Source organism: Candidatus Peribacteria bacterium (assembly GCA_023038255.1).
GTDB lineage: Bacteria > Patescibacteriota > Gracilibacteria > Peribacterales > Peribacteraceae > CALREJ01.
Genome location: CP082927.1, coordinates 666,517 through 685,126 on the forward strand (window position 1 = coordinate 666,517; position 18,610 = coordinate 685,126).

At 50.9% G+C, this 18,610-nt stretch carries 23 protein-coding genes and 2 tRNA genes; 6 read left to right on the forward strand and 19 right to left on the reverse strand.

The genetic code is table 11. The annotated features are described in order from the left end of the window. Nucleotides 1-217 precede the first annotated feature (217 nt). Nucleotides 218-1,225 carry a type I glyceraldehyde-3-phosphate dehydrogenase gene (gene gap, locus K8942_03120; protein ID UPA22033.1) on the reverse strand — a complete coding sequence of 336 codons (1,008 nt, stop codon included), beginning with the start codon at nucleotides 1,223-1,225 and terminating at the stop codon, nucleotides 218-220. Nucleotides 1,226-1,282: 57 nt separating this feature from the next. Then, nucleotides 1,283-2,107: a TIM barrel protein gene (locus K8942_03125; GenBank protein ID UPA22034.1), complete on the reverse strand. Its 825-nt coding sequence runs from the start codon at nucleotides 2,105-2,107 to the stop codon at nucleotides 1,283-1,285. Nucleotides 2,108-2,129: 22 nt separating this feature from the next. Here K8942_03125 and K8942_03130 point away from each other — a divergent pair, with 22 nt between their 5' ends. Then, nucleotides 2,130-3,479 carry a CCA tRNA nucleotidyltransferase gene (locus K8942_03130; GenBank protein ID UPA22035.1) on the forward strand — a complete coding sequence of 450 codons (1,350 nt, stop codon included), beginning with the start codon at nucleotides 2,130-2,132 and terminating at the stop codon, nucleotides 3,477-3,479. On the opposite strand, the gene K8942_03135 is transcribed toward K8942_03130, so the two are convergent. From K8942_03135 to secG, 8 genes are all read right to left on the reverse strand, one after another. Further along, the gene (locus tag K8942_03135) at nucleotides 3,471-3,767 is read right to left on the reverse strand and encodes a hypothetical protein (protein UPA22036.1); all 297 of its coding nucleotides are present in this window, start codon (nucleotides 3,765-3,767) and stop codon (nucleotides 3,471-3,473) included. The genes K8942_03130 and K8942_03135 overlap by 9 nt on opposite strands. Nucleotides 3,768-3,784: 17 nt before the next feature. Then, on the reverse strand, nucleotides 3,785-4,231 hold the full coding sequence (locus tag K8942_03140; protein UPA22037.1) for a Gmad2 immunoglobulin-like domain-containing protein: 447 nt from the start codon (nucleotides 4,229-4,231) through the stop codon (nucleotides 3,785-3,787). Nucleotides 4,232-4,573: 342 nt separating this feature from the next. Continuing rightward, a tRNA-Ile gene (locus tag K8942_03145) sits at nucleotides 4,574-4,650 on the reverse strand. An 11-nt stretch (nucleotides 4,651-4,661) separates the two neighbouring features. Then, nucleotides 4,662-4,952, reverse strand: coding sequence for a GIY-YIG nuclease family protein (locus K8942_03150; GenBank protein ID UPA22038.1), 291 nt, complete (start codon nucleotides 4,950-4,952; stop codon nucleotides 4,662-4,664). A gap of 106 nt (nucleotides 4,953-5,058) precedes the next feature. Further along, entirely contained in the window at nucleotides 5,059-5,583 is a 525-nt protein-coding gene (locus K8942_03155; GenBank protein UPA22039.1) for a hypothetical protein, read from the reverse strand. Nucleotides 5,584-5,707: 124 nt separating this feature from the next. Then, nucleotides 5,708-6,163: a 50S ribosomal protein L9 gene (rplI, locus tag K8942_03160; GenBank protein UPA22040.1), complete on the reverse strand. Its 456-nt coding sequence runs from the start codon at nucleotides 6,161-6,163 to the stop codon at nucleotides 5,708-5,710. Between the two features lie 101 nt (nucleotides 6,164-6,264). Continuing rightward, on the reverse strand, nucleotides 6,265-8,499 hold the full coding sequence (locus K8942_03165; GenBank protein ID UPA22041.1) for an ABC transporter substrate-binding protein: 2,235 nt from the start codon (nucleotides 8,497-8,499) through the stop codon (nucleotides 6,265-6,267). Between the two features lie 14 nt (nucleotides 8,500-8,513). Further along, on the reverse strand, nucleotides 8,514-8,726 hold the full coding sequence (secG, locus tag K8942_03170; GenBank protein ID UPA22042.1) for a preprotein translocase subunit SecG: 213 nt from the start codon (nucleotides 8,724-8,726) through the stop codon (nucleotides 8,514-8,516). Nucleotides 8,727-9,029: 303 nt separating this feature from the next. On the opposite strand from secG, the gene K8942_03175 reads away from it, so the two are divergent. Beyond that, the gene (locus K8942_03175; GenBank protein UPA22043.1) at nucleotides 9,030-9,449 is read left to right on the forward strand and encodes a hypothetical protein; all 420 of its coding nucleotides are present in this window, start codon (nucleotides 9,030-9,032) and stop codon (nucleotides 9,447-9,449) included. Nucleotides 9,450-9,616: 167 nt separating this feature from the next. Here K8942_03175 and K8942_03180 read toward each other — a convergent pair. The 6 genes from K8942_03180 to K8942_03205 form a co-directional block, all read right to left on the reverse strand. Further along, nucleotides 9,617-9,693 (reverse strand) — tRNA-Val (locus K8942_03180). A 128-nt stretch (nucleotides 9,694-9,821) separates the two neighbouring features. Beyond that, nucleotides 9,822-10,394, reverse strand: coding sequence for a hypothetical protein (locus tag K8942_03185; protein ID UPA22044.1), 573 nt, complete (start codon nucleotides 10,392-10,394; stop codon nucleotides 9,822-9,824). Between the two features lie 114 nt (nucleotides 10,395-10,508). After that, nucleotides 10,509-10,847, reverse strand: coding sequence for a hypothetical protein (locus tag K8942_03190; GenBank protein UPA22045.1), 339 nt, complete (start codon nucleotides 10,845-10,847; stop codon nucleotides 10,509-10,511). Nucleotides 10,848-10,853: 6 nt separating this feature from the next. Beyond that, nucleotides 10,854-11,141, reverse strand: coding sequence for a KH domain-containing protein (locus tag K8942_03195; protein UPA22046.1), 288 nt, complete (start codon nucleotides 11,139-11,141; stop codon nucleotides 10,854-10,856). Nucleotides 11,142-11,153: 12 nt separating this feature from the next. Beyond that, nucleotides 11,154-11,600, reverse strand: a complete 447-nt coding sequence (gene rpsP, locus K8942_03200; GenBank protein UPA22047.1) for a 30S ribosomal protein S16 — start codon at nucleotides 11,598-11,600, stop codon at nucleotides 11,154-11,156. 58 nt (nucleotides 11,601-11,658) lie between these two features. After that, nucleotides 11,659-11,949, reverse strand: coding sequence for a hypothetical protein (locus K8942_03205; protein UPA22048.1), 291 nt, complete (start codon nucleotides 11,947-11,949; stop codon nucleotides 11,659-11,661). Between the two features lie 108 nt (nucleotides 11,950-12,057). On the opposite strand from K8942_03205, the gene K8942_03210 reads away from it, so the two are divergent. Further along, complete coding sequence (locus K8942_03210; GenBank protein ID UPA22049.1) at nucleotides 12,058-13,521, forward strand: S-layer homology domain-containing protein; 1,464 nt, start codon at nucleotides 12,058-12,060, stop codon at nucleotides 13,519-13,521. A 113-nt stretch (nucleotides 13,522-13,634) separates the two neighbouring features. On the opposite strand, the gene K8942_03215 is transcribed toward K8942_03210, so the two are convergent. Then, entirely contained in the window at nucleotides 13,635-14,672 is a 1,038-nt protein-coding gene (locus tag K8942_03215) for a glycosyltransferase family 4 protein (GenBank protein UPA22050.1), read from the reverse strand. A gap of 18 nt (nucleotides 14,673-14,690) precedes the next feature. Between K8942_03215 and prmC the strand changes: the two genes are divergently transcribed. Beyond that, complete coding sequence (gene prmC, locus K8942_03220) at nucleotides 14,691-15,503, forward strand: peptide chain release factor N(5)-glutamine methyltransferase (protein UPA22051.1); 813 nt, start codon at nucleotides 14,691-14,693, stop codon at nucleotides 15,501-15,503. Here the strand turns inward: prmC and K8942_03225 are convergent. Beyond that, the gene (locus K8942_03225) at nucleotides 15,475-16,362 is read right to left on the reverse strand and encodes an NAD(+)/NADH kinase (protein ID UPA22052.1); all 888 of its coding nucleotides are present in this window, start codon (nucleotides 16,360-16,362) and stop codon (nucleotides 15,475-15,477) included. The two genes, prmC and K8942_03225, sit on opposite strands and share 29 nt — an antisense overlap. Nucleotides 16,363-16,379: 17 nt before the next feature. Beyond that, entirely contained in the window at nucleotides 16,380-17,444 is a 1,065-nt protein-coding gene (locus K8942_03230; GenBank protein ID UPA22053.1) for a glycosyltransferase family 4 protein, read from the reverse strand. Between the two features lie 88 nt (nucleotides 17,445-17,532). Here K8942_03230 and K8942_03235 point away from each other — a divergent pair, with 88 nt between their 5' ends. Together K8942_03235 and K8942_03240 are read left to right on the forward strand one after the other, a co-directional pair. Beyond that, the gene (locus K8942_03235; GenBank protein UPA22054.1) at nucleotides 17,533-18,102 is read left to right on the forward strand and encodes a hypothetical protein; all 570 of its coding nucleotides are present in this window, start codon (nucleotides 17,533-17,535) and stop codon (nucleotides 18,100-18,102) included. Between the two features lie 127 nt (nucleotides 18,103-18,229). Beyond that, complete coding sequence (locus K8942_03240) at nucleotides 18,230-18,598, forward strand: hypothetical protein (protein ID UPA22055.1); 369 nt, start codon at nucleotides 18,230-18,232, stop codon at nucleotides 18,596-18,598. Nucleotides 18,599-18,610 lie beyond the last annotated feature (12 nt).

Here is an 18,610-nt window from a genome sequence, read left to right on the forward strand (position 1 = left end):
AGTGGATTACATCACCATTGCAGGTCTCATGAACGTCCATTTTGGGACATCATCATTTTCAAATGACAACTGCAGACAGAAATATCAGAATCACAACCGGGATGCACGTTTGCGCAGAGCAAAACTGATGGCAATCGGACTATTGCCACAGGAAGCTCCGGAACATGCAGGAGAACGGAGCTCCCTTCAAACTATCGTGTCAATTGCAACAGAGATATCAGAGCGTACCGCCAACATATTTGGCAAGTTCCACGATTCTATTGCTGTAGCCCCACTCGTTGTCGTACCAACCGAATACTTTGGCGAGGTTCTTACCCATGACCTGCGTCAGAGCAGAGTCGATAATACAGCTGCTGGGGTCACCAACGATGTCGTGGGACACAATCGGGCGCTTCTCGACGCGGAGAATTCCTTTGAGTGATCCGCTGGCTGCCGCTGCATCGAAGGCTGCATTGATGGCATCCACACTGACTTCTTTCTCCGTCATAATAGTGACATCATTCAAACTTCCGGTCGGTGTCGGCACGCGGACAGCAATACCGTTCATCTTGCCCTGGAGTTCCGGAACCACCAGTCCGATTGCTTTGGCAGCGCCTGTGCTCGTCGGCACCATGTTGATGGCTGCGGCGCGGGCGCGGCGGAGATCGGAGTGGGGGAGGTCGAGGAGATTCTGGTCGTTTGTGTAGCTGTGGATAGTCGTCATGAATCCGTTTACGATGCCAAATGAATCGTTCAGGACTTTCACCATCGGAGCCAGACAGTTGGTCGTGCAGGATGCATTGCTGATGACATGCATGGTTGCAGGGTCATACACCGTCTCATTCACACCCATGCAAATCGTGGCATCGGCCTGGTCCTTGCAGGGAGCGGAGATAATGACTTTCTTGGCACCTGCGGTGAGATGCAGCGCCGCATCGTCGCGCTTGGTGAAACGCCCCGTACACTCGAGTACCACATCCACGTTCAGCTCTTTGTGCGGAAGCGTAGCAGGATCTTTGATGGCGGTAATTTTGATGGCCTTTCCATTGATGACAATGCTGTCTTCTGTCGCAGATACATCTCCCTTGAAAATGCCGTAGCTACTGTCGAACTCAAAAAGATGTGCGAGCGTCTTCGTATCGGTCAGGTCATTAATGAGCACAACGTTCACGTCCTGATGCTTGTCGAGAATGATACGGAGAGCCTGGCGGCCGATGCGTCCGAATCCATTGATGGCGAGGTTCATGTGAAAGAGGGGAATGCTAAATCATCGACATCCTAGCAAAGATAGTGCCTCAATAAATTACAATCCACGATAATACTCTTGAATGAGCAAGGTATCCTTTTCCATCAGCGGGGACTCACACACGAGTATTCCGCCTACTTTTCGCTTCTTCAGGACGCTCACATACTCCCGCCACTTGAATTCTGCTTCATCCATCGGCAGGTGTTTCTTTTCGCCCTTCTCGGAATACAAAATCCCGGAGAGATGAAAGTGCACATGCTGGAGTGCATCTTCACCCAGATACTCAGCGTAGGTATCGAGCATCTGTTTCCATTCTTTCTCCGCATTCATGCCGCCATTCGCGCGCGCATGCATATGCGAAATATCGACGCACGGATACAAACCAAACTCTTTGCTGACGGTCAGCACTTCTTCCAGCGTGCCAAACTGCGTCTGCTTTCCCATGGTTTCGTACGCGAGATTCACATCCGGAAAGAGCGTATTTTTGGATTTCAGAATGTCATCGGTCGCACGCCGGACTGATTCCAGCGCTTGGGCTGATGTTTTGCCCTGGTAAAAGGCCGGATGAATACACACAGAGACGGCACCTGCAATCTGTGCCATAGCGCATGCATCAATAATTCTGCGTTTACTCGCTTCCAGCTTTTCCGGGTCATCCGCACAGAGGTTGATGAAATACGAACCATGCACCGTGAGCGCAAAGCCGCATTGCTTTGCTGTCTCCGCAACCTTTGCCACGTGATCCGGATTCTTCGGCGTCGACTGTACCCATTCCATTTCCATGGCATTAATGCCCAGTGTCGCGGCGTATTCGATACCTTCAATGGTGCCGCTGCCTTTCGGGGCAGAGAGGGGAACGCCGGGAGTTGCGATGCGGAGCATAAAGAGAGTGTATACTGACTTCATGAGTCTTACGAAAGAGATCATCGACGCAACACTGAGAACTGCATACGGAGAAGCGGCCTATAAAATTGTAGAAACACTGAGTGATGCAGGGTTTGATACCTGGTGGGTAGGAGGATGTGTCCGCGATATGCTGATGGCAAAAGTTCCCGCAGACATCGACATTGCAACAGCCGCAACGCCCGAACAGATCATCGCGCTCTTCCCGAAAGCGACGCTCACCCCAAAGGCGCTCGGCAGCGTACGCATTCCAATCGGAAACGATGAGTTTGAAATCACGACCTTCCGCGAAGACGACGAGGCATCGGACGGACGGCATCCGGAATCGGTCACATTCAGTGATCGAGACAGTGACGCAAAGAGACGCGATTTCACTATCAACGCCCTCTATTTTCACCCGATCAGCCGGGAACTCTACGATCCATTCGACGGCGAAGCGGATCTGAAAGAAAAGATGATCCAGTTTATCGGTGACCCCGCTACGCGCATCAAGCATGACGCATTGCGAATATTGCGCTGCGTCCGCTTCAAGGCATTACTGAACGGCCAGTATCATCCGGATACGTATCGGGCACTGCGTGAACAGGCTGCACTGGTCAAAACCCTGTCTGGGTCGCGTCAGTTGGAAGAAGTCGAAAAAATACTGATGAGCCCGCATCCGCAGATTGCATTTGAAGATTTGTGGGAGCTCGGTATTCTCGAGCATTTCCTTCCGGAACTGTATGCCTGTAAAGGCATGGCTCAGCCGGTGGAATATCATCAGGAGGGAGATGTCTGGAATCACACGATGAATTGTCTGAAAAAATTCAGAGAGGAAGATGGTGCCGATGTCAGAATCGCAACACTGTTTCATGATGTCGGGAAAACGAAAACATTTTCCCAAGAGGAACGGATCCGATTCAATGAACATGCAACCGTCTCATCGGAGATTGCTATCGACGTATTCACACGCCTGCAGATGCCGAAAAAGCGCATCGAGAAAATTGCCTGGATGATCAAACACCACATGATGATGAATGCGTTTTTCGAGATGGAAGACGACCGCAAAGGGCACTGGTATTACCATCCGTGGTTTGCAGAACTCATACAACTCTTCTACCTCGATGCAGCAGGAACAACTCCTGGCAATTTCGATCTCTACTACCGCATCATCGCGGATGAAAATGCATTCCTCGACAGGCAACCGCGTCCGCAAAAGCCGCTCCTTACCGGCGATGACGTGATGGACCTTCTGGGTGTCAAACCGGGAGCAGAAGTCGGAGCGCTGCTGCAGAAAATTCATGAAGCGCAGCAGAAAGGAATGATTACATCAAAAAGTGAAGCGAAAGACTATCTGAAGACCTTACTGTGATAGATCAAATTTCCTGACTGTCACATTGCTCGCAAGTCCCAGTGCGTCGACATCTGCAGTGACTTCTTCAAAGTGATCGGTTGTCACCACAAAGGAATGGGGGCCTGTAATCAACGTGGTGAGCGCAAAACCTGATCGGTCTTCGATAAGGAAAATATCGCTGAGTAATGTTTTAACCTGATCAGCAGTAACCGCGATTCCTTGCTGAAGAGTCACTCCCGGAATGTCTTTTAACAATTGAGTCACGTCTGATTCAGTTTCGACGGTTCCTGTTTCAAGACTGCTCATAGTGAAAAAGAGGAATATTAAAACGCCACAGGGATACGAACCTCCGCCGCATTCTCTGACAAGCCGGACGGATTATCCTTTTCCAGAACCAATGTTCCGGTAGGCGTTGCAGGCGTCGTAAAATTCAATGTGGCAACAAACGGTACAAAGTCTTCCGTCATCCAATCACTCTGTGCCTGTGCAGGAGTAATCGCAATTTCGTTCCCATTGCCATCAAGGAGACGGACGGGGAATGATGCCTCAAAATACCAGTTTCCGCGCGCCTGTCCCGTGACCGTCAGCGGACTGGTTACAGTCGCATTCGCATGGGGGGCAGAAATCTGAATCATCACCTGGGAGTCCGAGACGGACGTCTGGGCGCTACTGGCAGAAGAACTATTCTGCTGACCATCAGGTGAGGTGGTGCAGGCTGTGAGAAGTGCAAGAGAGAGAAGAGCCGATGTTGAAAGGAAAGTTGTACGCATAGAAAGTATGATCCCGGAAGAAAAACAAAGCGTCAACGAAATAGCAGTGAAAAGTGAGAGTGTGCATGTTTGTCTGTATCCGAAAGCCCGCCGGAGCGGGCTTCATCGAGAGGCTGACTTATTGCGCAGCGGTCTCTGTATCGGGAGTCGCACTTTCGGGTTCCACTGGCGTTGCTGGTGCTTCTGCACCTTCTGCTTCGTCAAAAAATGTCGTCATACAATAACGGGGAAAGAAAATAGACTGATTTGACAGTACGAGAGTATCTATGGGATAGCAAACATTCTGTCGACTTAATTCCAATAGAAGCTTGGTTCGCTAGGATTCCACACAGATAATTTGTTTGGTGGGCCAGGGTGGAGTTGAACCGCCGACCGCAGGTTTATAAGTCCTGAGCTCTAACCAACTGAGCTACTGGCCCACACGAAATGATCATATCACAGGGCCTTCTATAGGCCACAATTCTTGTTGCTCCAGAAGCATCTGCAGTAACTGTTTCTTTTCCTGCGCCGCGCCTGCGTGGTTGATGAATCCTTCACGTTTGCGGGCATGTTTGTACGTATCTATTTCTTCAAAGTACGCGAGCCGCAGTGGCCGTCTGTTGCGGGTAGCAGAGACTTTCCCGGTACGATGCGCATTGAACTGGTCTTTGAGATCAAGCTCTGTGCAGTTCGTGTGCCAACGCTGGTCTTTGTCGCTATACAGGAAATAGAGATACGCCATACATGTGGTAAAGAACCATCCTATGGGATACCGACATTCCATTGCAAGTTAAACCAGGGAGCGACAAAGTCGCTCCCTGGTCCACACCGAAGACATACAGAAAGTATTAAGCTTCTGCGTTTTCATGAATGAACATCTTGAACAAGTTCAAGATTGCAGGATCAATTCCTGGCAGTTTTGGTACGGGGGTGAACTGTTCCAGATCTGCCCTGTTATTTGCTGAAATATCGATCAGATCCCATGAAAGTGGCTTGAGCCCATCCTGAGTTTCATTGAAAAACATGCGATGGATTTCATATTCACCCTTCTTCATGACCATAGATCCATTGTGCGTCTCAACGCTGAAGAAGATTAGGTTCTGCCAAGGGTTCCCCGTCAATTTCTCCAGCAAAGGAACAATCACAGAAGCAGCATTATAGATGTCGGGTGCATCACGTTTTATACACGCAAAGTACACCTGGTTCCCGACAACCAAATATGCCAGCTTCCCCGTATAGACTGACTCGTCACGATTCGTTCCCTTGTATTCTGCTGTTAATAAACTCATGACCTTCGTTCTCTTTTGTCTTCGGTGGTTAAAATGATCGGAGCCGAAAATCTCGGCAACATATGGTTTTCCGATTGAACGCACAGTGCGCCCATATGTATTATTATAATATATTATTTTTTAATTTTGTCAATATATAGAGCAATTGACTGCTTTATATACAAAAACGGACCCTTCCGGGTCCGTTTGAAATGCGATGATGCGGTGATTACTTTGCTTCCTTTTCTGCATCGACGACAACAGAGAGGGGGATCATCTGATCGTTCATCTTGATACGGACGGAATGTGTGCCGGTCGACTTGATCGGTTCGTCCATCATGATGGCGTCTTCTGTCAGATCCATCGTGAGCTGTTCCTTGATAGCCTCAACGATTGCCTTCTGGTTGATAGCTGCATAGAGCTTACCGGCCTTCGTGACCTTCTTTGTGAAGGAGATAGACTTGCCGGAAAGTGCCTTGGCAGAACCAGCCTGAGCGGCTCTTTCTGTCTCACGTTCTTCAGCGCGGCGACGGATAAGGTCAGCGTAACGCTTGCGGACGAGAGGGGTTGCAACCAATGCTGCACGACGAGGGAGCAGGTTATTGAGGGCAAAACCGTCTCCAACGACCAGGAGGTCATTTTTCTTTCCAATGCCGGCGATGTCTTCGAGGAGCAATACTTCCATACTGTGGTTCATAAAGGGTGAAGAGATCCTACGGGAGTGAGGGGGATACGTCAATGGTAAGAGAACACTGAGCGTAACGCCTATAAGACCCGCATTTCGGCCTACTCTTGCGCAAACAGACTTGACAGCCATGGGAAAAAACTGAGCCATCCTGTTCCATCAGCAAAAACACGCTCCTGCTTCACATACCAGCGCCCCAGGGTCAGAAAACGGTCGGAATGGAGGGATAGGTGCCCCAATTCAATGCCGAGGATGTCGTCACGGTGGGAGAAGGTGTAGAGCGGGGAATACAGGAAAATCGCCGGAACATCCTTTTTCAGTACTTCTTTGAGCTTTACGAGGGCATTCGTGCGTTCGGTCTCATTGGCAGTCCCACGGATGGTTTCCAGTAGGGAATCGCTGGCGAAGGATTGGTACTGGGACAGGTTGTAGGCATCCAGACGGAGGTCATTTCTGTTACCGGTGACTTTCTGGACCCCGCTCGAGTGCCAGTAGGGATAGCTATCCAGATTGTCGAGCAGCGACTGCCCGAAGAGCAGAACATCATAATCTCTCTTGAGAAGGCGGTCCTCAAAATCCGCGCGGCTTTCAGGAATCACCACGTTCACATCTACACCGAGTCTGCCCCACTGCTTCTTCACATTTTCAGCGACCCCTTTATAGGAAGCCGGAGACGGACTCGTGAGCAGGGTAAGCGTGAGCGACTGACCCGCATCATTCGTACGCGTCCCAATAACATCGGTCGGACGACGCAGGCGCAAAAATCCTTTTTCAACTGTCAGGTCCTTCACGGTGATGCGCTGATCTTCCGGAATGCTACCCGCGCGTGACTTCAGGAAAATATCGACAAGCTGCTGTTCATTCAAAGCAAGTTGATACTGCACGGCATCCACTGCTCTGCGGACGTAAAATGAATCGATGATTTTTCCTTTCTCATCCGTCAGCTTCAGAAGATTCAGTCCGATGCGGATACTGCCCGTCCCGCGCGACACAGTCGGCAATGCCACAATCCATCCTCCGGATGATGTCGGATTACTCTGGAGCGGGGCACCATTCACCCTGTTCTTGCCGCTCAGTCCTCCGCCGGAGCCACTCACATTCAAGACAGCCCCTGTATCCAAAAAGACAACCGATTCCATTTTCAGAAGTCCCTGCTGATTTGCTTCGCGCTGCTCAAGGAGGCGCTGGAGATGAATTTTTTCGGGGAAGTACCACTCCGACTGAAAGAGCGCGCCTGCTGCCGCTTCAGGATCGAAATGATAGCGCCAGTCTGTGTCATCAAGTTCGAGAAGGGGGGTATCTACAATCACAGATTCTCCGACAGACTCGGCAAGCTCCTGCTTGTTTGTTCCAAGCTGAAGCCCGAGACGCAGTTCCTGATCCTGCACGATCTTGCGGTCCATGTTGAAAAAGAGCGCTGTGTATTGCGGTAGCGTGTAATTTCCTGCCTTGAAACGGTTGGGCACAGCCGGCCTGCCGTTCTCTGTATGCGGCACCAGGCGGATGCCATCAAGATTGTGCAGATCCGAGAGGAGCGTCTGATAATCCGGGAAGACACGGAGCACAATGCGCTCGAGGTGGTACTCCGGCGCAAGTTCGCGCTCGAAACGTTCCAGTGTGACTTCCGTACTCAATTCGGTTTCGACAATACTTTTGAGTTTGTACGGGCCCGCCCCGATGGGGTTGAATCCGAAATCAAGCGTCTGGTCGAGCAGTTTGACCGGCACATCTTTGAATGACGACTGCGGCAAAATACCGAGTGTCAGATTGCTCGTGAAAAATCCGTACGGCTGATCAAGGACAAAGCTCACGGTTCTGTCATCAATGCGATTGATGGTCACACCGCGGAAATTCTGACGGAGAAGGCTGTTTGGGAAATCCGGATCCTGGATTGTTTTATAGGTAAAGACAATGTCATCTGCTGTAACCGGATGCGGCGCTTCCTCAGTGGAATCCTGCCAAAAGACATTCGGTTTCAGGGTGAGGGTGTAGGTCTTTGCATCTTTGGAGACAGTATATGTCGCAAGATCTTCTTCAATCGCACGCGTCTGCGGGTTGTATTTCAGGAGACCTGCAAAAATAAGAGACACAATGTCGCGGTTCACATCGTTTGTAACGGTGAACCACGGATTGAGTGGCTGCAGAGTCCCGACCGATCCTTCAATATACGTGCCTCCTGTTGCAGGAACGAGCACGGTACTCTGACGGTAAAAACGCCAGAGCAGAATGAGGAGACTTCCGACAAACAGCGTCGCGAGCACGGCAATAATCCAGCGTTCCCATCGCACATACGCGCGAATCAGACTCTGGAAAATGGAGCGTGAAGATTGAACCATCGATCAGGGGAGTATCAGACGAACCAGTCGACGAGTGTCAGGATGAAGAATGCGATGCTGAGGACGATCGTACCCTGATGCAAGACTTTCTCTGCGCCACGACGCTGCACGAAGGTCACACCTGCGCCACCCATGCCAATCGACATGCCGGACGCCTTGTGCTGCAGAAGAATCGCAAACGACAGAAGAACCGCGATAATTGCCTGTATGAAAACAATGAAACCCATGAAAGCAGTGTAGGGATTTTTAGCCGCTGATCAAGCTAATGAGTGAGTTATAACGACGTATGAGAGCCATATTTGACTAAATTAATTATTTATATCATAATAATAGTTACTTCTACGCAAGTAGAAGCTGATCTTTGACAGAGTTCTCCTCAGCAGATCATAGCACTGTGTCCATCCGCGGGTGTATAGAGTGCTATGATGCCGGTTTTCGGCGCCCCAAAGAAAAGGAATGAAGAGATGCTGGCAACTGTTGCCACCATACATTTCTTTGTCTTGAGGGGACTTACAGTAAGGAGACATAGCATGTTTAAGTTTCTGATCGCAGCTTTGGTCGTCGTTATTGCAAGCATGACTTCCGCCTTCGCCACCGAAGCACAGAATGACGAGATCAAGTTGGTTTCGCGCGTTATGCAAAAGGCAGAGTTCTGGAAGAGCTTCGATTCGTACACGACAGCGATCCTCATTGATGGAAACATCGAGGAGATTGCCGTCATCACGTACGAGAAGATTGAGAAGATGAGTGAGACAAACTTCGTCGCCGCCAATGCACTGGCAACAGCGCATCGGCGCATGGCAGCGCAAAGCGAGAATGAGAAGTTGGTTGAACATCTGCGCAAAGCAGCTCACTTCTATGACCAGGCCACAATCCTGTCTCAAAGTGAGGACGAGAGACAGACCATGACCATGGCGAGCATTGTCTGCAAGTTGATCCTCGGCTCATGACGAGCAAACATGCAATGAACTGTCAAAGAGAGACCCCAGTTATCCATACTGGGGTCTTTCACTATAGATTAAAAATGGCCTGCCAGCCGTAGCCAGGAGGAGATGGTTTTGATGGTAATGCGCAGCCCGCCTTCGTGTGACTACGGCGGACAACCTCCTGCGGAGGTTGGTGGGCGCCAGAGGAATCGAACCCCTGACCTACTCGGTGTAAGCGAGTCGCTCTAACCAACTGAGCTAGGCGCCCGGAATGTTGCTGGAGTATACACAAAAATCAGAAGATTTATAGAAAATATGCATATCAAAGGGGGGCTGCATTGCTACAGCCCCGGATAGTTTCTATCCGAACCCCTTTTTGCCATTGTTTCCGATTTATTATTCCAATGGCTTCTTCCGCGTACGCCTCACAGCGAGGCGAGGCACGAATTTGGTTATCTTCGTAAGAGTTCGCCAACCGAAGTTAAACTCCAGCCAACTGAATGGCTTACTTGGAGTATAGGGCTTCGGGGGATGTGTCTCTTCCCAACGCTGCCTGTCATCTGCTTCGATGTTGTACAAGGCGGTTATTGTTTCGTCATCAAAGCATTGAACAATGAAGTTCGTGATCCATGCGTAGATAATGCTCCCAATAATGAAAACAAACATCGGGTCGTCAACCATTTGACCGGATTGACGACTCATCAGAGAGCAAGAAAACATCATCTCTCCGACGGCAAAGATCCCCAGCCAGCAGCAACGACCCTCCCAACTCAACCAGACGCAACGAGCGAGGTAGAGAGCTGTCAGGCGTGCTTGTTTCCAAAGGTAACAAATTGGTTGAATTAAGAACAACATCAAGATGGACGCGGTCAAAAACCACGTCACACGGTTGCTCATGAAATCAACAACGACATCGTGGGCATAATTCAGCATCTCAACTTCTCCATCTAAGGGGTACGGTGATTCCAACGAACAATCGTGGAATGAGGTGTAGAAACTATTGTATATTATACAATATTATTTAAAATATGGAATTCATAAAAAAAGGCCCATATAGGGCCCTTTCTCATTCTTTTGAAAGACTTACGCTCCGGTTCCTCCGGTGTTTCCGAGTGACTGGAAGATTTCCTGCATGAGATTCACGATGGTCGTGAAGTTGAGCTCGAACGGAATATTCAGCAGTCTGCTGATCCACGCAACGGCGAAGAACGCGACGAAGGTGACAATCAGACCGATGATTGCATAGCGGATCGTATGAACGGCCTTGCGGATTTTGTCTTCGTTACCCGCAGAGAGGATAAAGCTGATACCTCCAATGATGATGAACACCAAACAGAGGATGGAAGCAACGATCAGGGACAGTGCGATAAAGGTCGCAATAATGTCGATGATGCTTCCGTTTTCAAGAAGTTCACGTAGCATAAAATGTTAGGAAGGGGTGGATGAAGTCGGCGGCTCTAAAATTTTCAGATTGATACGCTGCTGGAGATTGCCGCCAAGGATCCGGAGCAACGTGCGGAGAGCTTTGACAGTCTGTCCGCTTTTGCCGATGAGCTTTCCCATATCGCGGTCACTCACCTGCACGGTTAAAAGAATGCCAAGTTCATCGAGCCGGGATTCAATGACCAGCTCATCTTTGTCTTCGATAATGGACTCCAGAACATAGCGCAGAAAGGCCAGGCCCGGAACGTCCGTCGACGGGGTGGAATTATTCATACGGAGATGAGATTACTCTTTCTTTTCTGCGTTGTCATCAGTCGTTGCGGCCTCAGCTGCAGGTGCAGCAGGAGCTTCAGCGACAGGAGCCTCTGCAGGAGCAGCCTCCGCAACCGGTTCTGCAGCCGGAGTCGGTGCAGCGGCAGCAGGAGCAGCCGGCTCTTCAGCAGGTGCGCTCTTCGAACGCTTCTTTGTGTAGCGATCCATGTACTTTTCCATTCCCTTCATACCCTGCTTGCTCAAAATGCGGGCAACAGTGTCGCTCGGGATAGCACCCTTGGAGATCCAGAAGGTGGCACGTTCGGTGTTCACGCTCAGCACAGGCTTCTTTTCCGCAGGCAGATAGTGCCCGAGGATTTCGATGGACTTTCCCTTTACAGGGCGAGCCTTCTCGGCGGCAACAATACGGTAGGTTGCCAGGTTTTTACGGCCGGTGCGCTGGAGACGAAGAACTAACATAGTAGGCCAGCAGTCTAGGGAGAGAGAGTTTCGGATGCAAGTCTTCTTTCAAAAAGCATCAATCCCGTCCGATCCGGACATCAATAACCCCGGCAAATGCGCATTCTTTTGCCAAAAAAGCCTTTAAATCGGCAATGGCACCCTGGCATTCCTGAACCGCAATCGAGTGCCTGCACTGAATATGCAGCGTGGTTTCTTTATATGTTTTCACGGAAACCACTCCTTTAAGATGCGGAAAATGTTCCTCAAACCAGCGGTTGGCCCGCAACACGACAAGCGCACCTTCTGCATGCTCCTGGAGTCCGCGTTTACGCAGAACTTTCGGCAGAACAGAGAAGAGGCGATCCATGCTCTATAGTCTCGTCCCGAAAAACGGTTCTGTCCATCACATTCCATTGCATTGTTGCGCTCCGATTCGCACACTGGAGCCTCTTTCATTTACTTTCCACTCTTTGCTATGTCTTTCACGTCACGAAAGATGCGGTCACTGATGGGCGCTGTGTTTACAGTCGGCGTTCTTGTTGGTGTCGCTGGTACAGGAATCGCGGCCACTGTGCGCGGTTCAGCAATTTTCCCGGATGTTCCGGCAGGTTCCTTCTATGACGCCGCCATCGGACAAATGTATAGCCTCGGCATCATCAAGGGATACGACAACGGAAAATTCGGTCCGGACGATGCAGTGACCCGCGGTCAGCTGGCTGTCATGCTCCAGCGTTTCCGCGACGAGCTGACAGACGGCGGCACTGTTGAGGTGCGCAGTTCTTCTTCCAGCAGGCAGAGCATCAGCTCATCATCGAGCAGCTCCAGCAGCTCGAGTTCCTCCGTCGGCGTTATTCCGCCGCAGGGAACATTCCGCTTTACGGCAGCAACCTATGCAACGGCAGAAAGTTCCGCTGTGCAGATTTTCGTCGTCCGCACAGGTGGCGCAAAGGGAACAGTCACCGTTGATTACACAACAGTGAACGGTACTGCTGTCTCCGGAACAGACTTCACCGCAAAAAGCGGCACACTCTCTTTCGCGAACAACGAAACAAGCAAGTCGTTCAGCCTGACCATGATCAATAACCCGCTTGCTCAGGGAAACAAGTCGTTTACCGTTGCTCTCAGCAACGTGACAAACGGCGGTACACTCAGCAACCCGAGCACAACGACAGTCACGATTCAGGACAACCAGTCTGCAAACTCATCCTCTGCAGGATCAAACGGATCTGTGAGCTCCAGTTCATCCAGCAACCCGGCAGGAGTCTTCAACCTCAGTGCCCTTGCGTACATGATCAATGAAAAGAGCGGACCTCTCACTGTCACCGTTCTGCGCGAAGAAGGAACAACCGGAACAGTCACCGTTGCCTATGGCACATCGAACGGCACCGCAACATCCGGCTCCGACTACACAAGTGTGAGCGGCACGCTTACATTTAACGCAGGTGAAACATCGAAGACTATCAGCATTCCGGTCAACTACAACGCAAGCATCACCGGAAACAAGTCGTTCAACATCATCATCGGTTCACCGACAGGGGGAGCCTCGCTCGGAACAGTCGCATCATCCCCAGTCACACTGTTTGATAACGAGTCTGCTGAGTCCGGTTCCGGCACAGTGAAATTCGTGAAGGCGACGTACAACGTCAGCAAGTCCAGCGGCTACATTGACATCCCTGTCCAGCGCGCCGGTGCCGCTGCAGGAACAGTCACAGTGAACTATTCCACCACTCCGCTCACCGCGAGCGCTGGTGTCGACTACACCAACACATCCGGCACACTGACATTTGCTCCGGGTGAATCATCCAAGAAAGTGCGTATCCCCATCATCAAGACCTCAAGCGCAAGCTCTGGAAAGACCTTCGCGCTCGATCTCTCCAATGTGACCGGCCCGGCTGTCATGGGCAGCATCACCAGCACATCGATTACGATCGACAACTAAGAGAAGAAAATGTGTATTGAAGAAAGTCCTCGTCGAGAGATGGGGACTTTTTTCATGAGCTTCTAGCTTTTAGCTTTCCTTGTCCGCCGTAGCCATAGCGAAGGTGGAAGCTTTCAGGAATTTTTGAGTATGGCTGCTGTTTCCTGTGCAGCTTTTGTCCAGGTCCCGACAATGTATGGTTCTTTCTTTTGAAATGTCATCGACATCGCGTCTGCAAATGCATCGACTGTCGGTTCGATCAGCATCGCATGTCCTGCGGTAATTTCCGGGAGCACGCTGCGGCTTGCTGCGATCACCGGTGTGCCGCAGGCAAGCGCTTCCGCAACCGGCAGACAGAAGCCTTCATACAGACTCGCGGTCACGAGTGCATCTGCTGCAGAGTAGAGCGCAGGCATATCCGCATCCGGCACATTGGCAAGCTGACGAACATGCGGTGGAAGCGGCAGTAATTTTTCATACTCTTTTCCACCGGTCATCAGCACAAGATCGCGATCTGCCTGTTGTACACGGGAAAATGCTTTCAGGAGAAGCGGCACATTCTTATGTTCTTTCGCATTGCCGACATAGAGCAGATACGGACGATCGAGGCCATACACTGAACGGACACGCTGTTGCTCTGTCTCTGAGGCCGGACGGTAGAGAGAGGAGACACCTTCACAGACAACGTGGGATTTTTTGGCGATTCTCTTGCCGTACATCTCGCGGATTTCTGTTTTCGTAAAATCGCTGACTGTCAGAATGCGCGTTGCTTTGCGCACCGCACGGGAAATGAGAATTTTGTACAGAAGAATTTTCAGACGTGATGCGTCGTTTGGGAACCGGTGCAGAATCAGATCATGAATAGTCACGACAAACGGCACCGGACAGAAAAACGGAATATTGAAATGCGGCGAGAAGAAAAGATCCGCATGCACTTTGCGGAGCAATGACGGAAGAGTGGTCTGTTCCTTGAGGGAATAATGCGGAAAATCCGCTGTCACGATCTGCACATGGGCACTGCGGGGAATCCACTCTTCATCGGGCGATCTCACAAAAAGAACGTAATGCACGTCACCGTCTTCTTCCACCAGGCAGGTCACCAGTTCGCGGGTATAACGCCCGATTCCAGACAGGGTGGCTGCAAACCGGCAATCGATCGCAATTATCTTCATCTCTGGCATGATAGCGTCATGTTGATACGCGATACACAGGGAAATGGCGTTGATGCCCTCGACCGGGATGTCATTTTGTCCTTTGTCTTGCAGAAACCAAAAACCTGGATTCTTGCGCATCCGGAATATGAACTCACATCAGATGAGGGGGAACGCTGGTCTGAATGCCTCTATCGCAGGAAAAGAGGGGAGCCCGTTGCATACATAACAGGGGAGAAAGAATTTTACGGACGATCATTCAGCGTTCATTCATCCACCCTTATTCCGAGACCCGCAACAGAGGTGCTTGCTGAGAGTGCAATCAGGTGCATGAAAGGCGAGACTGTCGCGCCTGTTATAGACGCCGATACAGGAATCGTCATCGCATCGAATATCTGGGGCGATGTGTCGACAGTCCGCACCGTTGCCGATGTCGGAACGGGGAGCGGCTGCATTGGGATCACGCTTGCCTGCGAAGTGCCGAGCATCAGAGTGATCGCAACGGATATCAGTCCGCAGGCACTGAGGATCGCCAGGAAAAATGCGGATCGTCACAGCGTGAGTGATCGCATGATCTTTGTACAAGGCGACGCATGTGCACCGCTCGCGGATATTGCCGAACCTTTTTTACTCGTCAGCAACCCGCCGTATATTCCTGACGCAACCACGCTGATGAAAGACGTGTATCAATTCGAGCCGCATGCAGCACTCTTTGGCGGAAGTGACGGAACAGACATTATCAAACGTATGATGCACGATGCAGGAAAACATCCGTTCTGCATGGGCGTGATGATGGAATGCCGCAGTGAACAGGCAGCGGTGATTACTGCTCCAGTCTCTCGCCCCATTTGAGTTTGGTGCGGAGTGTATGGAAAAACGTATCCTCGCGGCGGCGCAGGAATTTGATCGTTTCCGAGTGCACCGATACATGCACACGATCCTGTCGCTGCAGTTCGTGGTAGACCTGTCCATCAATCGTCAGACTCACCGTGCTCTGCAAAAACGATTCGTTGGCCTTAAAGACTTCCACTTCAATATCAGCATGCGACGGCAGGACAATCGGACGCTGGTTGAAGCTATGAGGATTGATAGGCGTCAAAATAACGGCATCGATCTGCGGATGCACCACAGGTCCGCCCGCAGCGAGAGAGTACGCGGTCGATCCGGTCGGGGTTGCGATTATCAATCCATCGGCGTGGAAATTGGCGAGATGCTCTTTTCCGACATTTGTTTTGAGATCAAGCAGGCGGGAGATAGTGCCCTGGGAAATAACCGCCTCATTCAGTGCATATGACTGAAAAATATTGTTTCCTCCACGCTCCACAGTGACTGTCAGCATACTGCGCTCGTCCATCACTCCGTCACCGCGCAGGAGCAAAGGCAACAAGGTATCGGCTTCTTTCATTGTCACCTCCGCCAGAAATCCGACAGCCCCTCTGTTCACGCCGATGATCGGCACAGAAAACTGCGTGAGCTGACGCACGGACCGCAGAATGGTTCCGTCACCGCCAATCACCAGTAACGCATCCAGCTGCACATCTGGTGAAATGGACGGCAGATCTTTCACGCTCTCGCACTCGCCGATATTCACTCTATCCACAAAAACCTCTGCGCCTTCTGTCCGGAGAATGGCAAGAATGGACGCAATCGTGTCCTCTTTGTCCGTCAGGTGCGGTTTAATAGTCAGGCCGATCTTTGAATAGTGCCCCATAGGAAAGGAGGATACGCTTACAGAGCCGCTAAAAACAGATCCACCGTCCGTTTCCATGAGAATTCTTCCGCCTGCTTCTTGCCTTTTTCCCGCAGCGAATGGCGCAAATCTGCATCTGTGAGGATTTTTTCGAGTCCGTGACGGATGCTCTCTACGCTTTCTGGATTGATGAGCAATGCTGCAGAGCCTGCGACTTCTTTCAGGCTGCCGCGATCGGATGTCAGGACCGGAACGCCGTGGCGGAATGCATCAAGGACCGGCATCCCGAATCCTTCGTACAGAGAGGGGAATGCAAAGACAGTTGCAGACCGGAATAATGTTTCACATGCATCATCCGGCAGGTACTGCTTCCATTCAACATTAGGCGTGGTTGATGCGCGTCTCACAATCTCTTCGTCATCCCATCCGCGTTTGCCGACGAGCACAAGTCTGTGCGATGCCCGGAGATGTCCGGGAAGAGATGCGAATGCAGCAATCAGCCGCAGCTGATTTTTTCGCGGACACAGCGTGGCAATACACAGAATTGTTTTGCCGTCTGCGCGATTATCGGATGTATCGTTCGTCATGGGTCCTGCGAAGACCGGAATGATGTTCGCATCAGGCAGCTTCGGATATCTGTTGAGCAGATCTTTCATCGTCGACGCACTGACTGTGCAGATGCGCGTTGCCGAAAAGACCGTGCGGCGCAGCGTCATTTTTTCTATGAATGTTGCACGCGCGTCATGCGGCTCATTCTGAAATGCAATGAGATCGTGCACGACAGGAATAACTTTTTTTCTGCGGCCGACAATCCACGGCACAATGTAACTGACGGTGCTGACATACGCATGAATGGCATCGTGCTGCAGAAAATGTAATGCCGCTCTCCAGTGCCAAAAGAGACCTTTCGTCTCGATGGTCACGACGTGCACGGTCTTTTTTTTGTCGATGATATTTAGCCAGCTCTCCGGAAGGGGAGCGTCTGTATAGAGTGTCATCTCTGCATCGCGTATGAGAAGTTCCGACACGAATCCAAATGTCCACTGACCTTTGCCGGTGCGATGAAGTGCGCATGCTTCGCGCACGTCGATTCCGATGTGCATGCACCCAGTGTACTGCGACTAGCAAGCGCGGTCACTGTCCATTCATCTCCCGCTTTCTTTCTGCTACCATTCACCCATGGTCACTCACATGAAGCGCGCATGGACAGCATTGGATCTTGAAGAACGAATATTAAATGGAGCGGCAATCATTGCGCTCATCTCTGTCACGTTGCCATGGCTTTCCGGAGAATGGCTCGGAGGAGATGCTGTCACATATACCGGTTTTGGATTCTATACATCGTTCATCGGCATTGCAGTCTTTGCAATTCTTGCATTCCTGCTCCTCATCACACTTGTTCCGCTCCTCGGAGGTCCCGCCATTGTCCGCAGAAAACAGCGCGACATCGTCCGGCTTTGTCTTGCATCGCAGGTCACTGTCCTTCTTCTAGCTGCCCTCTCTGTGCTGATGAAAGTGACGTATGAATATTCCCGCATCGAAATCCGTTTCGGCATTTATACAGCGCTCATTGGCAGCATTGTGGTCAGTATTTATGCTTTCCTGCGCTGGCAGGAAGACCGGAAGACGGATTCCCACGAACTGTTCCATCATCCGGAAGGACACTCGATTGAAAGTGAGCGCCAGGAATTCCACCACATTCCGCCGCCTCCACCCCCACCTCCTCCTTTGGAACCAGAAGAGCATCATTTGCACCGGTAATCTGGGTTATAGGTTATAGTTTTTAGCTTATAGGTGATTGGAAGCATTATTGCGCATTTAAAAGGAAAGAGCTTTTTTTAGTATCCCATAACCTATAACCTATAACCCATAACCTATCAGCTAAAACATGACTGAACCCGTCCAGCCACCCGCAGAGGCAACCGTCGTCACCGTCACCTATAAAGATGACGATCTGGTGTATGTCGATCCGGAACTGCGCACAGTCGTCGGTCGTGTGGAATTTTTGCCAAACGGAAAGTCCAAGCCGCTCGCCATGAAAAACAAAGTGGTGGAAGCAGATGCCGATGCAGCTCCGTCCGATGATCCGAAAATGAAAGGAAAAATGCGTCCGCGCCGCGAACGGTATTACCCATGGGGAACGTACCGCTCCATGAAGCGCATTTACAAAATCGAAGGAAAGCCTATCCGTGAGGAAAACAGAAAGACTCTCGACGAAGTGATCGAGAAAGCCCTGCAGGAACCGTTCTGGGATTGAGAGAGCTTTCGG

What these genes read in the sequence shown, in the direction of transcription:
- gap (UPA22033.1), bottom strand. Translation starts at nt 1,225, where the DNA reads ATGAACCTCGCCATCAATGGATTCGGACGCATCGGCCGCCAGGCTCTC.
- K8942_03125 (UPA22034.1), bottom strand. Translation starts at nt 2,107, where the DNA reads ATGCTCCGCATCGCAACTCCCGGCGTTCCCCTCTCTGCCCCGAAAGGC.
- K8942_03130 (UPA22035.1), top strand. Translation starts at nt 2,130, where the DNA reads ATGAGTCTTACGAAAGAGATCATCGACGCAACACTGAGAACTGCATAC.
- K8942_03135 (UPA22036.1), bottom strand. Translation starts at nt 3,767, where the DNA reads ATGAGCAGTCTTGAAACAGGAACCGTCGAAACTGAATCAGACGTGACT.
- K8942_03140 (UPA22037.1), bottom strand. Translation starts at nt 4,231, where the DNA reads ATGCGTACAACTTTCCTTTCAACATCGGCTCTTCTCTCTCTTGCACTT.
- K8942_03150 (UPA22038.1), bottom strand. Translation starts at nt 4,952, where the DNA reads ATGGCGTATCTCTATTTCCTGTATAGCGACAAAGACCAGCGTTGGCAC.
- rplI (UPA22040.1), bottom strand. Translation starts at nt 6,163, where the DNA reads ATGGAAGTATTGCTCCTCGAAGACATCGCCGGCATTGGAAAGAAAAAT.
- K8942_03165 (UPA22041.1), bottom strand. Translation starts at nt 8,499, where the DNA reads ATGGTTCAATCTTCACGCTCCATTTTCCAGAGTCTGATTCGCGCGTAT.
- secG (UPA22042.1), bottom strand. Translation starts at nt 8,726, where the DNA reads ATGGGTTTCATTGTTTTCATACAGGCAATTATCGCGGTTCTTCTGTCG.
- K8942_03175 (UPA22043.1), top strand. Translation starts at nt 9,030, where the DNA reads ATGTTTAAGTTTCTGATCGCAGCTTTGGTCGTCGTTATTGCAAGCATG.
- K8942_03190 (UPA22045.1), bottom strand. Translation starts at nt 10,847, where the DNA reads ATGCTACGTGAACTTCTTGAAAACGGAAGCATCATCGACATTATTGCG.
- K8942_03195 (UPA22046.1), bottom strand. Translation starts at nt 11,141, where the DNA reads ATGAATAATTCCACCCCGTCGACGGACGTTCCGGGCCTGGCCTTTCTG.
- rpsP (UPA22047.1), bottom strand. Translation starts at nt 11,600, where the DNA reads ATGTTAGTTCTTCGTCTCCAGCGCACCGGCCGTAAAAACCTGGCAACC.
- K8942_03205 (UPA22048.1), bottom strand. Translation starts at nt 11,949, where the DNA reads ATGGATCGCCTCTTCTCTGTTCTGCCGAAAGTTCTGCGTAAACGCGGA.
- K8942_03210 (UPA22049.1), top strand. Translation starts at nt 12,058, where the DNA reads ATGTCTTTCACGTCACGAAAGATGCGGTCACTGATGGGCGCTGTGTTT.
- K8942_03215 (UPA22050.1), bottom strand. Translation starts at nt 14,672, where the DNA reads ATGAAGATAATTGCGATCGATTGCCGGTTTGCAGCCACCCTGTCTGGA.
- prmC (UPA22051.1), top strand. Translation starts at nt 14,691, where the DNA reads ATGTTGATACGCGATACACAGGGAAATGGCGTTGATGCCCTCGACCGG.
- K8942_03225 (UPA22052.1), bottom strand. Translation starts at nt 16,362, where the DNA reads ATGGGGCACTATTCAAAGATCGGCCTGACTATTAAACCGCACCTGACG.
- K8942_03230 (UPA22053.1), bottom strand. Translation starts at nt 17,444, where the DNA reads ATGCACATCGGAATCGACGTGCGCGAAGCATGCGCACTTCATCGCACC.
- K8942_03235 (UPA22054.1), top strand. Translation starts at nt 17,533, where the DNA reads ATGAAGCGCGCATGGACAGCATTGGATCTTGAAGAACGAATATTAAAT.
- K8942_03240 (UPA22055.1), top strand. Translation starts at nt 18,230, where the DNA reads ATGACTGAACCCGTCCAGCCACCCGCAGAGGCAACCGTCGTCACCGTC.